Source organism: Phycisphaerae bacterium, assembly GCA_017999985.1.
Classification (GTDB): domain Bacteria; phylum Planctomycetota; class Phycisphaerae; order UBA1845; family Fen-1342; genus JAGNKU01.
In genome coordinates, this window is sequence record JAGNKU010000011.1 from 1 (window position 1) to 21,644 (window position 21,644).

20 protein-coding genes and 1 tRNA gene are annotated in these 21,644 nt (G+C 67.5%); 9 read left to right on the forward strand and 12 right to left on the reverse strand.

What is annotated here, in order from left to right:
• Nucleotides 1-6: 6 nt before the first annotated feature.
• The 3 genes from KA383_14640 to rpmB form a co-directional block, all read right to left on the reverse strand.
• Nucleotides 7-79 (reverse strand) — tRNA-Met (locus tag KA383_14640).
• A 490-nt stretch (nucleotides 80-569) separates the two neighbouring features.
• Nucleotides 570-878, reverse strand: a complete 309-nt coding sequence (gene gatC, locus KA383_14645) for an Asp-tRNA(Asn)/Glu-tRNA(Gln) amidotransferase subunit GatC (GenBank protein ID MBP7747353.1) — start codon at nucleotides 876-878, stop codon at nucleotides 570-572.
• Nucleotides 879-893: 15 nt separating this feature from the next.
• Nucleotides 894-1,166 carry a 50S ribosomal protein L28 gene (gene rpmB, locus KA383_14650; GenBank protein MBP7747354.1) on the reverse strand — a complete coding sequence of 91 codons (273 nt, stop codon included), beginning with the start codon at nucleotides 1,164-1,166 and terminating at the stop codon, nucleotides 894-896.
• A gap of 225 nt (nucleotides 1,167-1,391) precedes the next feature.
• On the opposite strand from rpmB, the gene KA383_14655 reads away from it, so the two are divergent.
• The 4 genes from KA383_14655 to KA383_14670 all read left to right on the forward strand — a co-directional run bounded on the left by KA383_14655 (nucleotide 1,392) and on the right by KA383_14670 (nucleotide 5,651).
• Complete coding sequence (locus KA383_14655) at nucleotides 1,392-2,486, forward strand: aminopeptidase P family protein (GenBank protein MBP7747355.1); 1,095 nt, start codon at nucleotides 1,392-1,394, stop codon at nucleotides 2,484-2,486.
• A gap of 56 nt (nucleotides 2,487-2,542) precedes the next feature.
• Nucleotides 2,543-2,986, forward strand: a complete 444-nt coding sequence (gene accB, locus KA383_14660) for an acetyl-CoA carboxylase biotin carboxyl carrier protein (GenBank protein MBP7747356.1) — start codon at nucleotides 2,543-2,545, stop codon at nucleotides 2,984-2,986.
• Between the two features lie 17 nt (nucleotides 2,987-3,003).
• Nucleotides 3,004-4,356, forward strand: coding sequence for an acetyl-CoA carboxylase biotin carboxylase subunit (accC, locus tag KA383_14665; protein ID MBP7747357.1), 1,353 nt, complete (start codon nucleotides 3,004-3,006; stop codon nucleotides 4,354-4,356).
• A 347-nt stretch (nucleotides 4,357-4,703) separates the two neighbouring features.
• The gene (locus KA383_14670; GenBank protein ID MBP7747358.1) at nucleotides 4,704-5,651 is read left to right on the forward strand and encodes a hypothetical protein; all 948 of its coding nucleotides are present in this window, start codon (nucleotides 4,704-4,706) and stop codon (nucleotides 5,649-5,651) included.
• Nucleotides 5,652-5,761: 110 nt separating this feature from the next.
• On the opposite strand, the gene KA383_14675 is transcribed toward KA383_14670, so the two are convergent.
• From KA383_14675 to KA383_14695, 5 genes are all read right to left on the reverse strand, one after another.
• Nucleotides 5,762-8,962 (reverse strand): CusA/CzcA family heavy metal efflux RND transporter, encoded by a 3,201-nt coding sequence (locus KA383_14675; GenBank protein MBP7747359.1) that lies wholly within the window; start codon nucleotides 8,960-8,962, stop codon nucleotides 5,762-5,764.
• A 34-nt stretch (nucleotides 8,963-8,996) separates the two neighbouring features.
• Nucleotides 8,997-10,244, reverse strand: coding sequence for an efflux RND transporter periplasmic adaptor subunit (locus KA383_14680; GenBank protein MBP7747360.1), 1,248 nt, complete (start codon nucleotides 10,242-10,244; stop codon nucleotides 8,997-8,999).
• Nucleotides 10,241-11,746: a TolC family protein gene (locus KA383_14685; protein ID MBP7747361.1), complete on the reverse strand. Its 1,506-nt coding sequence runs from the start codon at nucleotides 11,744-11,746 to the stop codon at nucleotides 10,241-10,243. The genes KA383_14680 and KA383_14685 overlap by 4 nt, the downstream gene beginning before the upstream one ends.
• 112 nt (nucleotides 11,747-11,858) lie before the next feature.
• Complete coding sequence (locus KA383_14690; protein MBP7747362.1) at nucleotides 11,859-12,245, reverse strand: hypothetical protein; 387 nt, start codon at nucleotides 12,243-12,245, stop codon at nucleotides 11,859-11,861.
• A gap of 3 nt (nucleotides 12,246-12,248) precedes the next feature.
• On the reverse strand, nucleotides 12,249-12,590 hold the full coding sequence (locus KA383_14695) for an Hpt domain-containing protein (GenBank protein MBP7747363.1): 342 nt from the start codon (nucleotides 12,588-12,590) through the stop codon (nucleotides 12,249-12,251).
• A 261-nt stretch (nucleotides 12,591-12,851) separates the two neighbouring features.
• On the opposite strand from KA383_14695, the gene glmS reads away from it, so the two are divergent.
• Nucleotides 12,852-14,678, forward strand: a complete 1,827-nt coding sequence (gene glmS / locus KA383_14700; GenBank protein ID MBP7747364.1) for a glutamine--fructose-6-phosphate transaminase (isomerizing) — start codon at nucleotides 12,852-12,854, stop codon at nucleotides 14,676-14,678.
• Nucleotides 14,679-14,773: 95 nt separating this feature from the next.
• Here glmS and KA383_14705 read toward each other — a convergent pair whose 3' ends face one another.
• Entirely contained in the window at nucleotides 14,774-15,061 is a 288-nt protein-coding gene (locus KA383_14705; GenBank protein MBP7747365.1) for an ATP-dependent Clp protease adaptor ClpS, read from the reverse strand.
• A gap of 173 nt (nucleotides 15,062-15,234) precedes the next feature.
• On the opposite strand from KA383_14705, the gene KA383_14710 reads away from it, so the two are divergent.
• Nucleotides 15,235-16,356 carry a hypothetical protein gene (locus KA383_14710; protein MBP7747366.1) on the forward strand — a complete coding sequence of 374 codons (1,122 nt, stop codon included), beginning with the start codon at nucleotides 15,235-15,237 and terminating at the stop codon, nucleotides 16,354-16,356.
• Between the two features lie 61 nt (nucleotides 16,357-16,417).
• On the opposite strand, the gene KA383_14715 is transcribed toward KA383_14710, so the two are convergent.
• Nucleotides 16,418-16,687, reverse strand: a complete 270-nt coding sequence (locus KA383_14715) for a ferredoxin family protein (GenBank protein MBP7747367.1) — start codon at nucleotides 16,685-16,687, stop codon at nucleotides 16,418-16,420.
• Between the two features lie 135 nt (nucleotides 16,688-16,822).
• Between KA383_14715 and iscX the strand changes: the two genes are divergently transcribed.
• Together iscX and KA383_14725 are read left to right on the forward strand one after the other, a co-directional pair.
• Entirely contained in the window at nucleotides 16,823-17,041 is a 219-nt protein-coding gene (iscX, locus tag KA383_14720; protein ID MBP7747368.1) for a Fe-S cluster assembly protein IscX, read from the forward strand.
• Between the two features lie 787 nt (nucleotides 17,042-17,828).
• The gene (locus KA383_14725; protein MBP7747369.1) at nucleotides 17,829-18,371 is read left to right on the forward strand and encodes a peptidyl-prolyl cis-trans isomerase; all 543 of its coding nucleotides are present in this window, start codon (nucleotides 17,829-17,831) and stop codon (nucleotides 18,369-18,371) included.
• A 4-nt stretch (nucleotides 18,372-18,375) separates the two neighbouring features.
• Here the strand turns inward: KA383_14725 and KA383_14730 are convergent, their stop codons facing one another.
• Together KA383_14730 and KA383_14735 are read right to left on the reverse strand one after the other, a co-directional pair.
• A complete protein-coding gene (locus KA383_14730) occupies nucleotides 18,376-19,623 on the reverse strand; it encodes an ABC transporter permease (protein MBP7747370.1) in 1,248 nt (415 codons plus the stop codon).
• Nucleotides 19,616-20,560 carry an ATP-binding cassette domain-containing protein gene (locus tag KA383_14735; protein MBP7747371.1) on the reverse strand — a complete coding sequence of 315 codons (945 nt, stop codon included), beginning with the start codon at nucleotides 20,558-20,560 and terminating at the stop codon, nucleotides 19,616-19,618. The genes KA383_14730 and KA383_14735 overlap by 8 nt, the downstream gene beginning before the upstream one ends.
• A gap of 177 nt (nucleotides 20,561-20,737) precedes the next feature.
• On the opposite strand from KA383_14735, the gene mtnP reads away from it, so the two are divergent.
• Nucleotides 20,738-21,616 carry an S-methyl-5'-thioadenosine phosphorylase gene (gene mtnP / locus KA383_14740; GenBank protein MBP7747372.1) on the forward strand — a complete coding sequence of 293 codons (879 nt, stop codon included), beginning with the start codon at nucleotides 20,738-20,740 and terminating at the stop codon, nucleotides 21,614-21,616.
• The last annotated feature ends 28 nt before the right edge of the window (nucleotides 21,617-21,644 follow it).

Here is a 21,644-nt window from a genome sequence, read left to right on the forward strand (position 1 = left end):
TTCAACTAGCGGGGGCAGGACTCGAACCTGCGACCTCCGGGTTATGAGCCCGACGAGCTACCAACTGCTCTACCCCGCAATCGCAATGTAAGCCTACCGCCCATCTGGCCGCTGTCAAGCTTCGCCACCTGCATATCACGGAAATGCCGTGGCCCATGCCGCCATGTGCACGCGAAAAGCGCGCCAGACATGGTGTACGCCGTACCACACCACACACGGCAAACCGCGCAGTGAACACCGCACCGGGGAGGCACGAATCGCATGCACGGCGTAGGCCGCACCACGCGGCGCACGCGGCACCGCACAGCGCACGCCGCCACACGCGGCCACCTCCAGTAACGATCCGCCCCCCTACCTGCCCGCACTCACGGACTCCCGCCGCACTCATGCATCCCTACTCGCAATCGCGCATCCCCACCTGCGCTCGCACCGTACTACCCGCGCTCACAAGTTCCCGCCCCCACTCGCAGATCCCCGCCCGCGGTCACACATTTCCACCCGCGCTCACGCACTCCCGCCCGCGTCGCGCGCCCGTTCCGCTGGCGTGATCGCCACGCACACCGTCGCGCCTACGCCCCCGAACCCGGCTCCAGCACCGCCGGCACTTTGAAAAAGGCGTCCTCCCGCTCTGGGGCGTTCCGCAGCGCCTCACCATCCGCGTACGTCGCCCCGGGCACATCATCCGCGAGCACGTCCGTCACCGGCAGGGCGTGCACCAACGGCTCCACCCCGTCCGTGTTCACACCCTCGATCTGCTTGAAATAGGCGAGAATTTCACCCAATTGGCCGGCGAACACGCGCACTTCTTCGGTACTGAGGTTCAGCCGCGCCAACTTCGCGATGTGCCGCACCTGGGCCGCATCAATCCCGCCGGCCATCACCGTCCCTCCGCGCTACGCCTCCGGGGCCGACGGTGTCGGTGGCACCCAGTCGCGCTTCACGGGCTTCACAACCAGGCCCATCCGGATGGCCTTCGCGCTCACGCGAATACGCGTCACCCGGCCGTCCACCAGCGCCCGCACCCGCTGGATATTCGGCTTGAACTGCCGCGCGCTGATGCCGGTGGTCTTCCGCCCGACGCCGCCCAGGTACTTCGCCTTGCCACGCCGCGCGATCGACCGACCAAAGATCGTCTTCTTCCCGGTGAAATAGCATTTCCGGGCCATGACACCCTCATTTCCATGCACACGTTGCACACACGCCAAGCGCGCCGGGAGGTTCCTGACGCGAGCCCTGTAGTTTACCTGGCGCCTAACACCTGGTCAAACCGATTCCAGGCCGCGCGCTCGCGGACATCTGGCAATCCGCCGCGTCCCGCGGTAAAGTGCTCGGCTAGCGCGGACAATGGGCAAGGCCTAAGTGCAGCATCCAACCACGGAGCCCGTGCAGCCATGACCAAGACCCACAACCTGCCCCCGGAACCTTATTCTTTACGTCTCAACAACTTACGCGCGGAACTCACCCGCCGCAAGCTCGACGGCTATCTCATCCAGGAACGCATGGATCAATACTGGGCGACCGGCTTCACCGGCGAGGACGGCGCCGTCCTGTTCACCCAACGCGCTGTTGTGCTCCTTACCGATGGACGTTTCGACGAAGCTGCCAGCATCGAGGCCCCCTACGCCCGCAAAGTCCTCCGCAAGAAGCGCTCCCCCGACGAGACCATCAAGGAAGTCCGCCACTGCAAGGTCAAGCGACTCGGCTTCAATCCCGGCCACATGACCGTCAGCGAGTTCAACGCCTTGAAGAAGCTCGCGACGGGCATCAAGCTGGTCCCCGCCGAGGGCCTCGTGACGCCGTACCGTGCCTGCAAGGACAGCAGCGAGGTCATGCGCCTGCGGGCCGCGATCCATGTGGCCGAGGCCGCCTTCGAAAAGGTCCGCCGCTGGCTGCAACCCGGTCAGACGGAGCGCGAGATCGCGACCCAGCTCGTGTACGAGATGCAGAAGCTCGGCGCCCAGGGCGAAACCTTCCCGTCCATCGTCGCCGTCGGGCCCAGCTCCTCGCTGCCGCACTACGAGCCTGGCGATCGCCAGCTCGTCGAGAACGAAGTGCTCCTCATCGACTGGGGCGCGCGCGTCAACTGGTACGGCAGCGACTTGACCCGTGTGGTATGGCTCGGTAGCATCCCGCCCCAAATGCGGGCGGTGTTCGATGTCGTGCGCACAGCGCACGACCGCGCCATCGAGGCCGTGCGCCCCGGCATCAAGGCCCGCGACGTGGACCACGTGGCCCGCGCGATTATTGAGAAGGCCGGCTACGGCAAGCTGTTCAATCACGGGCTCGGGCACGGCTTGGGCGTCGTCGCCCACGAATCCCCCCGCGTGGCGAAGACCTCCGTCGATGTACTCAAGCCCGGCATGGTGATCACCATCGAGCCGGGTATTTATCTCCCCGGCGTCGGTGGTGTCCGGCTCGAGGACGACGTGCTGGTCACCGAGTCCGGTTACGAAGTGCTCTCGTCCCTGCCGGTCGAGTTCACATGAGCCAGACCAAGAAAACCGGCGAAGAAACCAACGGCGGCAGCGCCGCGAGATTGCCCATGGACATCAAGCACATCAAGAGCCTGATCGAGCTCATGGTCGAGAACGACCTGAGCCGCATGGAACTGCGCGAAGGCGAGTCGCACATCCTGCTGCGCCGCGGTCAGCCTCCCGTGGCCGTTGCGCCGCCGGTGGTTCACACCGTGGCGGCCAATCCCGGTCCGGCCGCGCTGGCCGCCCCGGCACCGGTCGCCGCCGACAACGAGATCCTGATCCGCTCGCCGATGGTCGGCACGTTCTACCTCGCGGCCGATCCGGAATCGCCTCCCTTCGTCAACATCGGCACGCTCGTCGAGCCCAACACGGTCGTGTGCCTGATCGAGGCGATGAAGGTCTTCAACGAGCTGAAGGCCGAAGTCTCCGGCCGCATCACCAAGATCCTGGCCAAGAACGCGCAGGCCATCGAGTTCGATCAACCGCTGTTCGCCGTCGCACCGGCCTAACCCGAAGCGGGGTGCGGATGTTCACCCGAATCCTGGTCGCCAACCGAGGCGAGATCGCGCTCCGCGTCATCCGCGCCTGCCGTGACATGGGCATCGAGGCCATCGCGGTGTACTCGCGCGCCGATCGCGACGCGGCGTACCTCAAGCTCGCTCACGACGCCATCTGCATCGGGCCGGAGTCGCCCGGCCAGTCGTATCTCAACGCCGCCGCGATCATCTCGGCCGCCGAGCTGGCCGACGTGCAGGCCGTCCACCCCGGCTACGGCTTCCTCGCCGAGAACTCGAAGTTCGCGCAGATGTGCCGCGACTGCAAGATCGAATTCATCGGCCCCAGCGCCGAAGCCATGCAGAAGCTCGGCGACAAGGTGGCCGCCCGCAAGCTCGCCCGCGAGGCGAAGGTCCCGCTCGTCCCCGGCAGCCACGGCACCATCGACACCGATGACGACGCCGTCGCGCTCGCCACCAAGATCGGCTATCCCGTCATGATCAAGGCCGCGGCCGGCGGGGGCGGGCGCGGCATGCGCGCCGCCCATAACGAAGCCTCACTGCGCTCCGGCTTCCGCCACGCGCGCGCTGAGGCCGAGGCGGCGTTTCGCGACGGCACGCTGTATATCGAGAAGCTGATCGAGCGACCGCGCCATGTCGAGGTCCAGCTCCTCGGCGACCGGCGCGGCAACGTCGTCCACCTCTGGGAGCGCGACTGCTCGCTGCAGCGCCGCCATCAGAAGCTGGTCGAGGAATCACCCTCGCCGCACATCAGCGCCCGCACGCGCGAGAAGCTCTGCAACGCCGCGGTCCGCCTCGCGAAGGCCGCCGGCTACTACTCCGCCGGCACCTGCGAGTTCCTCCTCGACCAGGACGAGAATTTCTACTTCATGGAAGTGAACGCCCGCGTCCAAGTCGAACACCCGGTCACCGAACTCGTCACCGGCGAGGACATCGTGCAGTGGCAGATCCGCGTCGCCGCCGGCGAGCCGCTCAAGCTCCGGCAGGAGCAGATCCAGCACAGCGGCTACGCGATCGAGTGCCGCATCAACGCCGAGAACCCGGACGATGACTTCCGGCCGTGCCCCGGCCCGGTGCAGGAGTTCATCCCCCCGGGCGGCCCCGGCGTGCGCCTCGACACGCACGTCTACGCCGGCTACACGGTCAGCCCGTACTATGACTCGCTCATCGCAAAGCTGCTGGTGCATCGGCCAACGCGCGCCGACGCGATCAACGCGATGCGCCGTGCGCTGGGCGAGTTCGTCGTGCGGCCGATCAAGACGACGATCCCCCTGCACGCGGCGATCATGGAGCAGGCGGACTTTGTCAAGGGCAACGTCGACACCAATTTCATCGAACGCACCTTCAGTCTTGCCAACCGCTGACCAGTGAGGACGACGCTCCCGTCCGGGAGGGCGATACCCCCGTCCTGGAGGGTGAAGATCCCCGTCCAGGGGGCTGAGCTCCCGCTGAGCCGCGCGAGGGCAGATCTCCAGCCCTGCCATCTGTGACACCTGCGTCCCGCCCGTGAAGTCCCCCACGCGCGTTTGCCGCCGCGCAGGAAACGCAGCGTCAAATCCGCCGGCCAGCCGTCTATTGCCTAACTGAAATCCGCGTTCGGGCCGCGGGCCGTTGAGACCGGCGTTTGCATTCAGCGCCGGGCCGTCTAGAGAACAGCACCGTGCCGTTCAGACGACGCGCATCCCGTACGCGCCCTGTTAAGGAGCATCCCATGTCGCGTTTCATTCACAGGCTGCCCATTGTGTGGGCCACCATCCTCAGCCTGCAGTTCCCACCGCTCTGTGCCGCCGCTGGGCATGATGCTTACATGCGCTTCGGCCCACCGACCAACGTGTTTCCGGCCGTCGTGACGGCCGACATCCACATTCTGAATCCCGACGGCACGTGGGGCACCATCCCCGTACCGCCGATCATCGTCCCGCCGGGGATTCCGGCCGAGGTCAAACGCGACCTCGTCATGGCGGCGCTCGAGAGCGTGACCGATCCGCGCATCGGCGCTATTACACCGCTCGTGCCGGCCGGCCTCCAGGTGCACCTCGAAACGATCCGCCCGATTCGCGTGCGGTTCAACCCCGGGGCCACCGGCGAAAGCCCCGACTATGTGCTCTGCAAGGCGATCGACCTGGGCGTCGTGGCCTACAACGGGTTCTTCGACCCGCTCGACTACGCCCAGCAGCCCGCCATCTTCACCGCCGGCATCATCACCGACGTGGGCGAACTGACGGCGCAGGTCTCGGCCACGGAGCTGAACCTCCAAACTGACGGGCCCATCATCTGCCAGGCCCTCTTCCAGCGCCTTGCGCCGCACGCGCCCCAATACGGGGCTCAGATCAACTACGCTGGCGATCGACTCGAGATCTACTTCGATCCGGCCTATTCCGTCCAAACCGGCGGCGTAATCTTCGGTACGACCTCGCCAGGACAGGGCGCCGCGGCGGAGGTCGCGCCACGCGTGCGGTTCATCACCGGCGACGTGAACTGCGACGGTGAGGTCAGCTTCCGCGACATCAACGTGTTCATCCTGGCCCTGACCAACCCGGCCGCATACGCCGCCGCTTACCCCGACTGCGACCCACTGACCGCCGACATCAACGGCGACGGTGTCGTTGACTTCCGCGACATCAACCCGTTCGTGCAACTGTTGGCCGGCGGTGGCTAGAGCCGTTTCGAAACGCCTGCGTGATCCAGGGAGGGCGAACTTCCGGCCGAGCCGAGCCTCAGCCGGAGCCTCGCCCTCCTGTTCTGCGCCGGACGGTTATCACGTCTGCCCTATCCAGTCTGCGGCGCTGCCGCCGCGCCGGTGCGGCGGTCCAGCAGCCAGCCGCACAGCGCCGGCAGCACAACGAGCGTCAGCAGCGTGCTACTGATGATGCCGCCGATGACCACGGTCGCGAGGGGCCGTTGCACCTCCGCACCCGTACCCGTCGCAATCGCCATCGGTACAAAACCCAGCGACGCGACCAGCGCCGTCATCAGCACGGGCCGCAGCCGCGTCAGGCTGCCCCGCACGATCGCCTCGTGCAGGCCCGCACCTTCCCGCCGCAACTGGTTGATGAAGCTCACCATCACCAGGCCATTGAGCACCGCGACACCGGACAGCGCGATGAACCCGATGCCGGCGGAGATCGAGAACGGTATGTCGCGCAGCCACAGGGCCAGCACGCCGCCGGTCAGCGCCAGCGGCACCCCCGTGAAGACCAGCAGCGCCTGGCGCACCGAGTTGAACGTCGCGAACAGCAGCACGAAGATCAGCCCGAGCGCAAGCGGGACCACGATCACGAGCCGCTGGCGGGCGGCGACCAGGTTTTCATACTGCCCGCCCCAACCGAGCCAGTACCCCTCCGGCAGCCGCCCAATCCGCTGCTCGATGCGCTGCTGCGCCTCGGCGACGAACCCGCCCAGGTCGCGGCCGCGGACGTTGCACTGCACCACTGCCCGCCGCTTGCCGTCCTCCCGCCGAATCGCCCGCGCCCCTTCACCGGTCTCGATGCGCGCCAGGCTGGCAAGCGGCACATACCCGGCGGAAAGACCGGCGCGCACGCCCCCGCCGTCCGCGCTGGCCAGGGCGTGGTCGCCGGCTGCGCGAGCTGGCAGCGGCACGGGCAGATCGCCGATCGCGCGGATGTCGCGGCGCAGGTCTTCCGGCATCCGCACCACGAGCGGGAACCGCCGGTCGCCCTCCATCACCTGTCCGGCCTCGACGCCGCCGAGCGCAATCTCCACCACGTCCTGAACATCGGCTACGTTCAGACCGTAGCGCGCCACCGCCGCCCGATCGATATCGATGGTGATCATCGGCATACCCGCGATCTGCTCGACTTTCACGTCCGCCGCACCGGCGATCGCGCGCAGTTCGCCGGCCACGCGGGCGGCGCACTCCAGGAGCGTGCCCAGATCGTCGCCATAAATCTTGACCGCCAGGTCGCTGCGCACGCCGGCGATCAGCTCGTTCATGCGCAGCTCGATTGGCTGGCTGAATTCATAGTTCTGCCCGGGCAGGTCGCGGACGACGCGTTCCATCGCCTCGGCGAGCTCTTCCTGCGTCCGCGCACGTTTCCACTGGTCGCGCGGCTTGAGCAGCATGTAGGTATCCGACACCTCCGGGCCGCACACGTCGGTGACCACTTCGGATGTGCCGGTGCGGGCGAAGATGGCGGCAATTTCGTCCGGGAATTCCCGCAGCAGCGTCTGCTCGACGCGCTCCTGCATCTCGAGGCTGGTGGTCAGCGCGATGCTCGGCATGCGCGTCGGCTGGAGCGCGAGCGCGCCTTCACTGAGCTGCGGGACGAACTCGCTGCCCATCCGCGTCGCGAGCAGCAGCGCCCCCGCGACGACCAGCGCCGCCCCACCGCCCACCAGCCACCGCAGCCGCACCGCCCACTCGACGACCGGACGATAGATCGCCTTCGCCCAGCGGACGAGGAACATGTCGCGCTCGGCGACCCGGCCACCCAGCACCAGCGCGATGAGCGCCGGCACGACGGTGAACGTCAGCAGCACGGCCCCGGTCAGCGCGAGCAACACCACCAGCGCCATCGGGCGAAACATCTTTCCTTCGATCCCGGTAAGCGTCACGATCGGTAAGTACACGATCATGATGATCAGCTCGGCAAACAGCGTCGGCCGGCGTACCTCGCTGGCCGCCTCGTGCACGAGCTGCAGGCGCTCCGGGCGCGTCAGTCGCCGGCCGAGCTCACGCTGGCGCAGCCCGAGCCGGCGGATGACGTTTTCCACCATGACCACGGTCCCATCAATGATGATCCCGAAGTCGATCGCTCCCAGGCTCATGAGGTTGGCGCTGATGTGGTTCTGGGCCATGCCCGTGATCGCGAACAGGAGCGAGAGCGGGATCGTGAGCGCCACGACGAGCGCCGCCCGCACGCTGCCGAGCAGCAGGAACAGCACGGCGATGACCAGCACCGCCCCCCAGGTCAGGTTGTCGCGCACCGTGTGCAGCGTCGCGTCGACCAGGTAGCTCCGGTCATAGAGCGTCGTGATTTGCACATTCTCCGGAAGCGCCTTGTTTACGTCGGCAATCTTTTGCGCGACGCGGTGTGCCACCGTCCGGCTGTTTTCGCCGTAGAGCAGAATCGCGGTGCCGACGACCGCCTCGTGCCCATTGGCCGTGCCGCTGCCGGTGCGGAGTTCCTGGCCCAGGGCCACCTCCGCCACGTCCCTGACGTAGATCGGCGTGCCATCCTGCGTGCCGAGCTTGATATTGCGGATGTCGTCCATGGTCTGGATGAGGCCGGTCGCGCGGATCGTGTACTGCTCGCCGGCATGCTCAATGTACCCCCCGCCGACGTTGGCGTTGTTCGCGGCCAGCGCCGTGAGCACGTCGCGAAAGCTGAGCCCGTAGGCCATCAGGCGCAGCGGATCCGGCGTGACGTGGTATTGCTTCTCGTAGCCGCCGATGCTGTTCACCTCGGTGAGGCCTGGCACGGAGCGCAGTTGCGGCTTGACGATCCAGTCCTGGATCGTGCGCAAGTCCGTCGGCGTATATTCCGTGCCATCCGGCTTCGGGCCGACAGCATCCACGCTCCAGAAGTAGATCTCGCCCAGCCCAGTCCAGATCGGCCCGAGCAGCGGCGTACCGACGCCGGCCGGCAGGCTCTCCTTCGCCTCGGACAGCCGCTCGCTGACGAGCTGACGCGCGCGGTAGATGTCCACGTCGTCGTCGAAGATCACGCTCACCTGTGACACGCCGTAGAACGAGACCGAGCGAATCTCCTCGACGCCGGGGATGCCCTGCATGGCCCACTCGATCGGCGCGGTAATCTGCTGCTCGATCTCGACGGGCGCCAGACCGGTGACGCCGGTGTTGATCTGCACCTGCTTGTTGGTGACGTCCGGCACGGCGTCAATCGGCAGGCGGGTGAAGTTCCAGATGCCAAGCGCGGCGACGCCGATGGCCAGCGCCACCATGAGGTAGCGCTGCTGAATGGCGAACTGCAGTAGCTGACTGATCATGATTCACACACCCGTTCCAAACCGCGCCGCCGCCCTAATGCTCGTGCACGGCTTCACGCTTGCCGAGCTCGGCCTTCAGCATGACTGCGCCCTGCGCTGCGTACCGCTCGCCGGGCCGCAGTCCGTCCACGATCTCGACGCACGTGCCGTTCTCACGCCCCATGGACACGGCGCGCGGCTCAAAACCGGCGCCCTCCGCGACAAACACCACCGGCGCGCCCTTCACCCTCTGGAGCGCGGCGCGCGGCACCAGCACCGGCACCGGCACGCGATCCAGCGAGATCGTCGCGGTCACGAACATGCCTGGCCGCCAGCGCCGGTCCGCGTTGGGCAAGTCCACGCGGGCGGACACCGTCCGACTGGTCTCGTTCGCCACGGGCGACAGATAGCTGATCGTTCCGGTGGCCGTCGCGTCGTCGCCGGCGGCCCGAAACCGCACCGGCTGGCCCACGCGGACGCGCGGCACGTCCTGCGGGTAGACGGAAATCGTGGCCCACACCGTCGAGAGGTCGGCCAGGACGAACGCATCCGTCGTGCTGTCGAGCACTTCGCCCAGCGCACAATGCTTGTCTACCACGGTGCCGGCGAACGGCGCCTGCAGCTCGTAGAGCACGAGGCTCGTCGCCTGCGTGGCCGTGTCTTGAAGCCGCAGCTCGGTGACACCCAAGGCGTGCAGCTTGTTGGCGGCCGCCTGGAATTCGATTTCGGCCTCGGCCCGCGCCTTTTCGATCGTGAGGAACTCCAGGTCCGGCATGATCTTCTTGGCGTGCAACTCTGCCGCGCTCTTCTGGTTGGCTTCTGCCAGTGCCAGGCGCTGCTGCGCCGCCAGGTACGCGGCCTTCACCTCGGCGAGTTCGCGGCTCTCCAGCACGGCCATGACCTCACCAGCTGCCACTTCGTCACCGAGGTTCTTGTCCACCCGGCGAACGATGCCCGCGACGCGCGGCACGATGTGCGCCACGCGATCGGCGTTCAGCACGATCTCGCCCGGCAGCGTCAGCGTCAGCTCGATTTCGCCGCCCGCCGCCGCGACGACCTCGATGCCGTTGTCCCGCACGGCCTGATCCGAAAGCAGCAGCGGACCGTCGGCGTGCTCGTCTTCGTGATCATGACCGTGCTCATCCGCATGCTCCTGCTCGCACTCGTCTTCGACGTGCGCGGCGGAACTATCTGTTAAATGCGAGTGCGCAGCGCTGCGCGTGAACCGCCACATGCCACCCGCGCCGAGCGCGACGCCTAGAATCAGCCCCAGCACAATCTGCCCACTACGTATGCTGTTCATGGCAAAACACCGATCCGTTCTGTCTCCGCGGCATCGCCCAGCCCCGCGCTGATCTCGCGCGCGGGCCAACCTACCGCCTGCTCCAATTCGACGATCGCCGTCGCCGCCGCAGCAAGCGACTCGGCGTAACCCTGCCGCGCGGCCAGCAGCGCCCGCTCGACCTCCAGCACGCTGAGCAGCGGCGCGCGGCCGGCCTGGTATGCGGTCCGCGCCAACTCGAGGCTCGCGGTGCGCAACGGCAGAACCTCGTCGCGGTAATAGCCGGCGGTGCCCCACGCCGAGCGCGCCCGCGCCGCGGCGCGCCGCACATCCTGGGTAGCCTGAACCGCCAGGTCGTCCAGCAGGCGCCGGCTCTGCTCATACTCGAACCGCGCCCGCGCGATGCCGCCCTGGTTCTGGTTGAAAATCGGCAGCTCCAGCCCGAGCGTCGGCCCGATGACCGTGTCCTGCCCGCCGGACGGCTCTTTCGGCGCAATGTCCACCTGCGGTTTACCCTCTGCCAGTGATGCGCGCAGGCTGTCGGCCAGGATGTTCCGCCCGGACGGCGCCCGGCGCTCGGCGCGCTCGAGGCCGACACCCACCTCCAGCGTGGGCAGCAGTTTGAGTTGCTCTTCGACGATGCGGGCCGCCGCCGCCTCGGCCACCTGCGCCGCAGCCCGCAGATCCAGCCGGTGATCGGCCGCCATGACCACGAGCGCGTCGTCGTCGAGCGTCTGTACCGCCGTTTCGGGCAACGAATCGGTCAGCGCAAGTGCTTCGGGCGCAATGGTCAGCGACAGCCGCGTCAGCAGCTCGATCCGGGCTTCGACGGCCGCCAATTCCGCACGTTGCAGCGCGAGTTCCGCGTCCTGCACTTCGGCCCGCGCGAGGTTCACATCCACTTCGCCGCCGGCGCCAGCCTGCTGGCGCGCGAGCGCGAGATCGAGAACCTGGCGCGCGACCTGCACGCTCTCCGCCGCGAGCTCGCGCTGACGGTCGGCCTGACGCGCCCGCCAGTAGGCGCCCTTCGCGTCCCGGACGGCCGTGCTGACCTGGTGCGCCACATCGAGGATGCCGCGTTCGAGGGCCCGCTCGGCCACGCGCCGCCGCGCCGGAATCTGCCACAAGTCCGCGAGATTCTGGACCAGCGCGGCCTCGAAATTCGCCAGTCCACCGGCGTCAGGGAAGCGCAGGCCGATGGACAGCGTGGGGTTGGACAGCAGACCGGCCTGCACGACGTCGGCCCGCGCCGCGCCGACCGTGAACAATGCGGCCTGCAACGCGCGGTTGTTCCAGAGGCAGACCTCCGCCGCCTCGTCCGCCGTCAGGCCGTCTTGCAGCAATTCCCCGACGCGCTGCCGCGCCACAGCTTCGTCGTCCGGCCACGGCCCCCAAACGTACCCGGTGGCGGCGGTCACGTGCTTCGCGGTGCGGTCGTAATCCGGCCGCGGCTCGACCACCGCGCACCCGGCACAGAGCGTCACCGCCAGCGCGGACACGAACCCGATACTTGTGCGTCCCAAAGGGTGGATCCTCACTGACCCTGTCGCGAAGCCATGCCGCGCAGCCCGCAGGCCGGCGCGAGTCAAAACCCGAGGGCCTGGCGCCCTCACGTCTTGAAGTGGGTCAGGGAAATCAGATCAGAAGTGGTAGCAGCGCGCCCGGCGCCGGCGGACCGGTGTGGGGCGCGCCCCACTGCGCCCCGGCGCCGCGCGGAGCGGGCTCGTAATCAGCGGACGCCGCCGGCGTCACGACCGCGAACGCCGCGGTCGTGAGACCCGGCGTGAGGGCCGGCGCAGTCAGGACCGCCGATCCGTCACAAAAACACGAGTGCTCCGCACACGGCCGCGGCGCTTCGTCGTCGTGTGGCGCCTCAAGGTCACACGGCGCGGCCTGCACACCATCCCAACAGAGCGTCGGGCACGCCAACAGCGCACAAAGCACCAGCGGAGTTGTCGCCCAGTTCCACGTCACACTTCGATGATAAGGATCGATGCGGCGGAAATCCACTCGACCTGCCACGCGTCAGGCATCCTGCAAGCCGGCGCGGGCCGCCTTGGTCAACGCGGCGAGATGGCGAAGCCGGGCCTGGAAGTCTTGCGCCTGATGGGCGCGGAAGGCCGCTTCCATTTCGGCACAGAGGCGACTGATGTCCGGATACCCATACGAACCCGACGCGCCTTTGAGGCGGTGCGCGAGCGTAGTGAGCAGTTCCCAATCCATCTCTGCGTGCGCGGCCTCGATTTCCGCCAGACGCGTCGTAAGGCCCTGCACGAATTCATCCACGATGTCACGCAGCCCGGCATCCTCTTCCAGGAGCTGCGAAACCAGCTTCTTCGGCAGCAACGAATCGGGCACGGATCGCATGCGACCCTCGGGGTTGGCCGGCGGAATGCGTTCGCCGTCCGAGTCGAACGCAGCGCCAGCCGGTAAGTCAGTGTGCGCGTTGCCGTCGGCAACGCGGAACTACCTTCTCTTCGGCGTCGATCGCGCCGATGTTTACATCGGCAGCCCGCCCCCGCGCGCTGGCGTGCCGGCCGCAAATAGACCGGAAATGCGCCTGCCGCCTCCGCTGACGGGCGGATATTATGCGCCGTGGCGGGGCGCCGGGCCCCCGGGAGAGCGTGCATGTGCGGAATCGTTGCGTATCTGGGACAACGTGAAGCGACGCCCATCCTTACTGAGGGCCTCAAACGGTTGGAATACCGGGGATACGACTCGGCCGGGATCGCCGTCATTCGCAACGGCAAGCTCCTGATCCGCCGATCCGTCGGCCGGATCTCCGCCCTCGAGCAGAAGATCAGCGGCGAGCTCGACGGCACCACCATCGGTATGGCACACACGCGCTGGGCCACGCACGGCGCCCCGACGGAGATCAACGCACATCCACACTGCGACGCCAGCGGTCGGCTGGCGCTGGTTCATAACGGCATCATCGAAAACTACCGCGTGCTGCGCACGTTCCTCGAAAGCCACGACATCCGCCTGAACAGCCAGACCGACACCGAGGTCCTCGCCAAGCTCGTCGGGTACTTCTACGACGGGAACTTGGCCGAGGCCGTCCGCCGGGCCCTGCGCGAAGTCCGCGGCACGTTCGGCATCGCCGTGCTGCACACCGACGAGCCCGACACCATCGTCGCGGCCCGCCGGGGCAGCCCGCTGATCATCGGCGTCGGCCAGGGCGAGTACGTGGTGGCCTCCGACGCGGCGGCCATTATTCAACATACGCCACAGGTGATCTACCTGTCCGATAACGAGGTGGTCGAGATCACGCGTTCCGGATTCCGCACGACCAATTTGCAGGCGGTACCGGTCACGAAAGAAGTGGAAGAGGTCGAGTTTACGCTCGAACAGCTCGAGCTCGGCGGCCACCAGCACTTCATGAGCAAGGAAATCTTCGAGCAGCCGGAAGCCCTGCGCACCACCATGCGCGGCCGGCTGGATCTCGAGGAGGGGCGGGTCGTGCTGGGCGGACTGGCCAACGTCTCCCGCGAACTCGTGCGCTGCAAACGGATCATCCTGGCTGCCTGCGGCACGGCCTGGCACGCCTGCCTGGTCGGCAAATACCTCATCGAGGAGATGGCGCGCATCCCGTGCGAGGTCGAATACGCCAGCGAGTTCCGCTACCGCAACCCGCTCATCTCGGACGGCACGGTGTTGATCGCCGTGTCACAAAGCGGCGAGACCGCCGACACGCTGGCCGCGCTGCGCGAGGCGAAAGACCGCGGTGCCATGGCGCTGGGCATCGTCAACGCGGTCGGCTCGACGATCGCACGCGAGACCGACGCCGGCGTCTACCTGCACGTCGGCCCTGAGATCGGCGTCGCGTCCACCAAGGCGTTTGTCGGCCAGTTGACCGTGCTCTCGATGCTGGCGGCGTTCCTCGGCCGGCGGCGGCACATGAGCCAGGCCGACTGCCTGCGCTATCTGCGCGCCCTGGCCGAGATTCCGACCGCGATCGAGCAGACGCTGGAACTGACCACGCAGACGCGGCAGATCACTGCCCGCTTCGTCGAGACGAACAACTGGCTCTACCTGGGCCGCGGGTTACAGTACCCAATCGCGCTCGAAGGCGCTCTCAAGCTGAAGGAAATCAGCTACATCCACGCCGAGGGCCTGCCCGCCGCCGAGATGAAGCACGGGCCGATCGCCTTGATCAACGCGGACATGCCCGTCGTCGTCATCGCCGTCCGCGACCACCTGTACGACAAGGTCGTCAGCAACATCGAGGAGGTGCGCAGTCGCGGCGGACGTGTCATCGCCATCGCCACGCAGGGCGATCAGCCGATCACGCGGCTGGCGGAGGAAGTACTGTACGTCCCCGATGTTCCCGAGATGCTGCAACCGTTCGTCACGGTGGTCCCGCTGCAACTGCTGGCCTATCACGCCGCGGTGCTGCGCGGCTGCGACGTGGACAAGCCGCGTAACCTGGCCAAGTCGGTGACGGTCGAATAGACGCAACACACCGCCAAAACACGAAGATACTGAGGGCTGGTTGAGGGCCCTCGCTTACGCCCGCTTGGTGTCTTGGTGTTTCTGTGGTGAACTCCCTACGCGTCGGGCTCGCACGTGACCGTGAGATTGCGCGACGCAAACTGCTCGACGTACAGCTCGGCCCGCTCCCGGTGCGTCACCAGCAGGATGCTGCTGCCGGTCTCGTGGGCCTCGATCGTGCGCGCCACGGCTTCCGGCTCCTTGAGCGGCGTGAGCAGCAGGATCGTGCGAATCACGTGCTCGAACGAGTTCACGTCGTCGTTGTGCAGGATCACCTGGTACGGCGGCAGACAGTCCGTCCGCTGCTCAACCACCGTGTCCGGACGCGTGTGCTGCTGTGTCAAGCCCGGCCTCCCGCCACCAACCGCCGTGTCGCCACTGGATGTTAGGCTAGCACCGGCTACGGCCGGGTCAATGAAAATCCAGCCGGCGGCCGATGGCGGCGCGCACGTGCGCCGCTAAAATGCCGCGCAGCCGGCCCCGGCGGGCCCGCGACCGCGTTGCGGAGATGCACTCGATGACCACTCCCCGAATCATCGTCTCGCTGCTCATGCTGGCGGCCCTCGCCAGCCCCCTGGGTGCCCAGGCACAGCCGGCGGACAGCATCGCCGTCCTAGGAGCCAAGTCCGACCTGAACGACGAGGACCGCGCCCAGATCCGCACCTTTGTGACTGAGCGCGTCACGAAGATCGCCGGCACCGACGCCAGCGCCGCCCGGGCGGCGACCGATGAACTGCGCTCCGCTTTCGCGGGCAGCGACGCCTTCCTTCGCAACTACGCCGCCGCCTGCCTGGAAGCGGTGAGTTCCGCGTACAAGAAGGCCGACACCGTGGCCGCGACCCGGCTGCTGGCTGTAATCGACGCCTTCAATGTCATCGAAGCGCAGGCACTGCTGCTCGATGCGCTCCAGGACGACCGGGTCGGCGTCCGGGCTGCCGGCGCGATCGGGCTGCGCACCCTGCGGCCGAAGCTGGCCGCCGCCGGCGCGGACACCGTGCAGAAGGTGCTCGGAGCGCTGCGCGAGGCGGGCAAGAAGGAGAAATCGCGCGACACGCTGAAGACGATCTACGCCGCCCTGAACTTCGCCGAGCTGCCGTCGGCACCCGAGCCGAAGGCCAACGTGGCGGCCGTGCTGGATCTGCTGGAGGCCCGCAGCCGCCAGTACGCGGCGGGGACGGTAACGGCCTTGGGGGCGGATGACACGGGCCTGCGCATCGCGCAGGCGCTGTTGCGCAACATGGACGACGCGGAGCGGCAGCGCCTCACGGTGGTCGCGGCCACGATGATGAAGTACGCGATCGAGGAATACGCCTCGCCGGCGACGAAGCTGAGCGAAGTGCGCGACAAGACCTCCAGCCGCGAGCTGATCGAGACGCGCAATGCGCTGGAGCGGCTGATCGTTGGCGGCGAAGAGCTGCTGGCCGCCCTGCTCAAGCCGGAGAAGGCGCCGACCGTGGCCGAGCAGTTGAAGAAGCTCAAGATGGCCAACATGAAGGTCGAGTGGCAGAACTGGGTGCCGCTGCTGCAGAAGGCCGTGAATCAGGACTTTGCGCTGCGCGAGCTGCCGGTCGCGGAAGAGGAAGCCGAGCCCGCGCCCGCGCCGGAGACCGAGGAATCGGCGCCGGCGGAAACCCCGTAGCGCCCCCGCCGCGGCGAAGAGTATGCCGGCGAATCTGCCGGCGCCGCGACCGCCGCGGTCTCTAGCCCGGCTTCTTCTGGAAGTACTCCGCGTTGCGCGCGATGAAGTGCTCCATCTCCTCGGGCAGATCGTCCTCGTTGAAGATCGCATTCACCGGACATTCGTCGACGCACAGGCCGCAGTCAATGCACGTCTCCGGGTCAATGAACAGCATCTCGGCGGCGGCGAATTCCGGCTCGTCCTTGCGGGGGTGGATGCAGTCGACGGGACAAACATCGACGCAACTTCCGTCCTTTCGGCCAATACACGCGTGGGTGATATAGTGCGGCAAGCGTGTGCTCCTTGCGCTGGGCGGCGCGCGAAACGGCGCGGGGATGCGCCCGAACAATGCCCGATTATAGGAGCCCCGCGCGGCCCGGCAAGCCGCGGGCCGCGGCCACGGGGCGCACGACGTGGAGGTGGATCAATGCCGTCCAAGCTGACCTGGGCAGACGTGGAGGAACTGGGGCTGCGACTGCGCGAGCAGCACCCCGATGTCGATCCGTTGAGCGTCCGTTTCACCGATCTGCATGCCTGGGTGTGCGCCTTACCGGACTTCGCGGACGATCCGCGCGCCAGCAGCGAGGGTAAGCTGGAGGCCATCCAGATGGCCTGGCTCGAGGAGTACCGCGACGCCGGGCATTAGTCGTCGCGGGGGCGCTGCGGGCCGCCTGGTTACCCCGTATAATGGGATGCGTGAGTTGCCATGGATGGCACAGTCTGTACCGGCGCCTAAGGAGGACTTCGCCGTGCTGAAATTCGTGACCTTGGCCGCGGCCATGCTTGCGCTGGCCCCCCTGGGACCGCTGGGTTGTCCCCCAATCGAAGACCCGAACGATACCGAACTGCCGGAGCGCGGCACACTGGCCGTCACCGCCACCGCACCCTCCGCCGCCACCATCGGAGAGACGGTCAGTCTGCAGGCCACCCTGAACAGTAGCGCGCAGGGCGCTGTGCAGTATGCCTGGCTGCAGTCGGCGGGCGCGGGCGTGCGCATCGCCAACCCCGACCAGGCCAGCGCGAGCTTCACGGCTCCGTCGCTGCCCGCGCGCCAGACGCTGCGCTTCATCGTGACCGCCACCGACGAGGCCGGCGCCGTCGGCCGCGCCGAAGTCGCCATCGCCGTCGCCGCCGACCCGAACTACGGGACCGACACGTCGCCCCCGGCGCGCCCCGTCGCCGACGCCGGCAACGATCAGAAGACCGTACCTGGAACCCTGATCACCCTGGACGGCTCCGCCAGCACCGGCATCAACCTGCGCTATGCCTGGCGCCAGGTCTCGGGCACGTCCGTCACCCTCAACGCCGCCGACACCGCCCAGGCCACGTTCACCGCCCCCGCATATGACCCGGACAGCACCAACATCCTGCTCTTCGAGCTCGCCGTCACTGACGCCAACGGCCACCAGGTCACCGACCGCGCGCAGGTCACGGTGCGCGACCCGAGCCTCAGTGATCGCAAGGTGCGCATCGCCACCAGCTTGGGTAACATCGACCTGGAGTTGAATCCGGAAAAGGCCCCGATCACCGTCGACAACTTCCTGCAGTACGTGGACGACAAGTTCTACGACGGCACGATCTTCCACCGCGTCATCGAGGGCTTCGTCATCCAGGGCGGCGGCTTCGAGCCCGGCCTGGTGCAGAAGGCCACCCGCGCGGCCATCGTCAACGAGGCCGACAACGGCCTGTCCAACGTCCGCGGCACCATCGCCATGGCACGCCTCAGCGCCCCCGACACGGCGACGTCCCAGTTCTTCATCAACCACAAGGACAATATCGCGGGCGGCGATGGCCAGAGCGATCTGGACCCCGGCGGCGTATCCGAGGACGGCTACGCGGTCTTCGGCGAGGTCATTGCCGGCCTGGATGTGGTCGATGCCATCGCCGCGGTCGAAACCGAGTCCCGCAGCGGCTTCTCCGACGTGCCCGTCGAAGACGTGCTGATCAACTCCATCCGCCGCCTGCCGGCGGACTAGGCGCTCACGAGTACCGGACCCAGCGGGCCAGCTCCCGCACCGACGGCGGCTTCCCGTACATCAGCACGCCCACGCGAAAAACCTTCGCGGCGGCCCACATGGTTACCAGCACGCTCAGCCACAGCAGGCCCAGCGTGCTCACGACCTGCCACGCCGGCGTGTGCGGATCGGCGCACACCCGCAGGATCATCACGAACGGCGTGATCGGCGGGATGTAGCTCGCCACGACGCTGATGATGGACTGGGGGTGCTCCGCCAGGTAATACCACATGACCATCGGCACGATCGTGATCAGCGAGAGCGGGAACACCATGCTCTGCGCGTCCTTCAGCTCGTTGCACGCCGAGCCGATCGCCGCCAGGAGCGACGAGATCAGCAGGAAGCCCGGGACGAAGTACGCCAGCGCGACCAGCAGGCGGTAGGCGGTGACCAGCTCACCCACGTTGTACTTCTGCGCACTCGCGAACCCCACCCCGCCCCAGACCGCCATCAGCAGAAAGCCCACCGCCACGGTACCGAGGATCTTACCCGCCAGCAGTTGCAGCGGGCTCACGGCCGACAACAGCACCTCGATCACGCGCGAGCCCTTCTCCTCGATCAGCGTCGTCAGCAACCCCTGGCTGATGCCGAAGGTGCCCATGAACAGCAGGAACATGAACGCGAACGGCGTCAGGAACTGGAACACCGGGTTCACGCCCACCGCCTTGCCCGTCTGAGCATCCGACCAGACGATCGGCACGCCCTGCCGCAGGCGCGCGATCTGGGCCGGGTCCAGGCCCGCGTCGCGGCAGCGCACCGCGTACACCGCCTCGTTGATCATCTGCTCCAGGCGTCGCCCGGTCTCGAGCTGATTGTCCTTCCGCGCCACCGTGCAGCCTTGCCCGTCCAGCGCGATGGCATCCGGCCGAATGAGCATGTATCCGTACAGCTCGCCGCGCTGCACCCGCGCCGCCAGGGCCTCCGTCTCCGCGGCCGCCCCGGATACCGGCTCGATCTCCAGCGGCTGGTTCGGCCGCTCGGCATTGTACGCCGCGACCTGCTGCAGGAACTCCGGCAGGACCACTCCGGTCTGATCATCGATCGCGATGCGCCGCACGGCGCGCGTCTCCTCGCGCCCGACCCGTTCCGCCCACTCGCTGCCGTAAATCGCCCCGACGATGATCCCGGGCATCAGCACCACGCTCAGCACGAACGCCTTGGTGCGCACCGTGGCCAGAAACTCCCGGCGGGCAACGGAAAAGACCTTATCCATGGACCGCCTCCTGGCGCCCGGCGGGCACCGGCATCTGTCCGTCGCTCCCCACCAGCTTCACGAAGATCTCCTGCAGGTCCGGCCGCTGGATCTCGAATCGCGAAATGCGGGCCAGTTGCATGGCCCGCGCGAGCACCGCGTTCGGGTCGGTATCGTCGGCCAGCTCCAGCCGCGCATGTCCGGCCGTGATCTGCGCCGCGGCGACGCCTGGACACCGCGCCAGGTCATCCAGCGCCCCGCGGCCGTCAACCTCCAACACCCGGGTCGCGAAGCGCTCGCGTATTTCCGTGAGCAAGCCGTCCACGACTTTGCGCCCGCGGTTGATGAGCACGATCCGATCGCACAGCCGCTCGGCCTGGTTCATCTGGTGCGTCGAGAAGACGACCGTGGCCCCCGCCCGCCGCAGTTCGGCGAGCATGCGCTCCAGGAGGTCCACATTCAGCGGGTCGAGCCCCGAGAACGGTTCGTCCAGGATAACCAGCTCCGGCCGGTGGAGAATCGCGCTGGTGAACTGGAGCTTCTGCGACATGCCTTTTGACAGGGCCTCGACACGCTTGCGGCGCCAGTCCTGCAGACCGATGCGCTCCAGGCTCTCGTTGATCCGTTCGTGGAGCGTGTGCCCGCGCAGCCCCTTGAGCCGCCCGAAGTAATTCAGCGTCTCCTCCACGGTCATCTTGCGGTACAGCCCGCGCTCCTCCGGCAGATAGCCGATTCGGTCCTTCACCTCCGACGCCCGCGAATGGCCCAACACCTCGATCTGCCCGCTGTCCGGATAGATGATGCTCATCACCATCCGCAGCGTCGTCGTCTTGCCCGCGCCATTCGGCCCCAGGAACCCCAGCACTTCGCCCGTGGGCAGACGCAGACTGAAGTCGTCCACGGCCGTGAACCGCCCGTATCGTTTCGTCACGCCTGTCAGCACCAACGCATCTGCCACGGCTCGTCACCTCACTGAGTCCTGTGTCGGTGCCCATTATGTCGCAAGAAGCCCGCCAGCCGAAAGCCGGCACCTGTCGGGTCTTGTCGGCTCGCGTCCAACCTGCGCGCCGCTTTATAATGGCCCCCGGCACGGCCCGCCGCACTGCTGCCTGGGTCGTGCCACGGAGAGCACGGCATGATTGGCATCATCGGCGGCACAGGGCTCGGCGAAACGCTTTTCGGCGTCAGCGGCGCAAAGGTCTACGAGATCGACACACCGTACGGACGCCCCAGCAACGCCATCCAGGTGGTGAAGTGGCACGGCGCCGAAGTGGCCCTGCTGGCCCGACACGGCGACGGCCACGTGTGCAGCCCCGCCCAGGTCCCCTACCGCGCCAACATCTACGCCCTGAAGTCGCTGGGCGTCACCCACGTGCTCGCCAGCGGCGCGGTCGGTTCGCTCCGCGAGCACCTCAATCCGCGTGAGCTGGTCATTCCGGACCAGGTCATCGACAAGACCAGCCGCCGCACGCCCACGTTCTTCGACGAGGGTCTCGCCGTGCATGTCGAGTTCGCGGAACCGTTCTGCCCGGACCTGCGCGCCCTGCTGCTCTCCGTCGCCAGCCAGGTCGAAACGACGGTGCACGGCCGCGGCACCTACGTCTGCATGGAAGGCCCGGCCTTCAGCAGCGTCGCCGAGTCGCAAATGCACCGCGCGTGGGGCGGCGACATCGTCGGCATGACGGCGATGCCCGAAGCCAAGCTCGCCCGCGAGGCCGAGCTGTCCTACGCCCTCGTCGCGCTCGTCACGGACTACGATTGCTGGCGGCCGCACGCGCCCGACAAGAGCCGCAACGCCGTGCTCCAGGAAATCATCGGCCACCTCAAGGCCGCGACGCTCAACGCCATGACCCTCATGCGGGCCGCGATCGAGGCCTACGCGATCAAGCCGCTCGAACCCGGCTCCATCCATACCGGCCTCGACCTGGCCGTCTGGACCGATCGCGAGAAGATCACGCCGGAAATCGCCAAGCGCTACGGCGTGCTGTTGAAACGGTACCTGGCCGCCAACTGAGCTCCGGCGGTCGGGGCCGCGCACGCAT

Coding starts and splice junctions, on each gene's coding strand:
- gatC (MBP7747353.1), bottom strand. CDS start 878: ATGGCCGGCGGGATTGATGCGGCCCAGGTGCGGCACATCGCGAAGTTG.
- rpmB (MBP7747354.1), bottom strand. CDS start 1,166: ATGGCCCGGAAATGCTATTTCACCGGGAAGAAGACGATCTTTGGTCGG.
- KA383_14655 (MBP7747355.1), top strand. CDS start 1,392: ATGACCAAGACCCACAACCTGCCCCCGGAACCTTATTCTTTACGTCTC.
- accB (MBP7747356.1), top strand. CDS start 2,543: ATGGACATCAAGCACATCAAGAGCCTGATCGAGCTCATGGTCGAGAAC.
- accC (MBP7747357.1), top strand. CDS start 3,004: ATGTTCACCCGAATCCTGGTCGCCAACCGAGGCGAGATCGCGCTCCGC.
- KA383_14670 (MBP7747358.1), top strand. CDS start 4,704: ATGTCGCGTTTCATTCACAGGCTGCCCATTGTGTGGGCCACCATCCTC.
- KA383_14675 (MBP7747359.1), bottom strand. CDS start 8,962: ATGATCAGTCAGCTACTGCAGTTCGCCATTCAGCAGCGCTACCTCATG.
- KA383_14680 (MBP7747360.1), bottom strand. CDS start 10,244: ATGAACAGCATACGTAGTGGGCAGATTGTGCTGGGGCTGATTCTAGGC.
- KA383_14695 (MBP7747363.1), bottom strand. CDS start 12,590: ATGCGATCCGTGCCCGATTCGTTGCTGCCGAAGAAGCTGGTTTCGCAG.
- glmS (MBP7747364.1), top strand. CDS start 12,852: ATGTGCGGAATCGTTGCGTATCTGGGACAACGTGAAGCGACGCCCATC.
- KA383_14710 (MBP7747366.1), top strand. CDS start 15,235: ATGACCACTCCCCGAATCATCGTCTCGCTGCTCATGCTGGCGGCCCTC.
- iscX (MBP7747368.1), top strand. CDS start 16,823: ATGCCGTCCAAGCTGACCTGGGCAGACGTGGAGGAACTGGGGCTGCGA.
- KA383_14730 (MBP7747370.1), bottom strand. CDS start 19,623: ATGGATAAGGTCTTTTCCGTTGCCCGCCGGGAGTTTCTGGCCACGGTG.
- mtnP (MBP7747372.1), top strand. CDS start 20,738: ATGATTGGCATCATCGGCGGCACAGGGCTCGGCGAAACGCTTTTCGGC.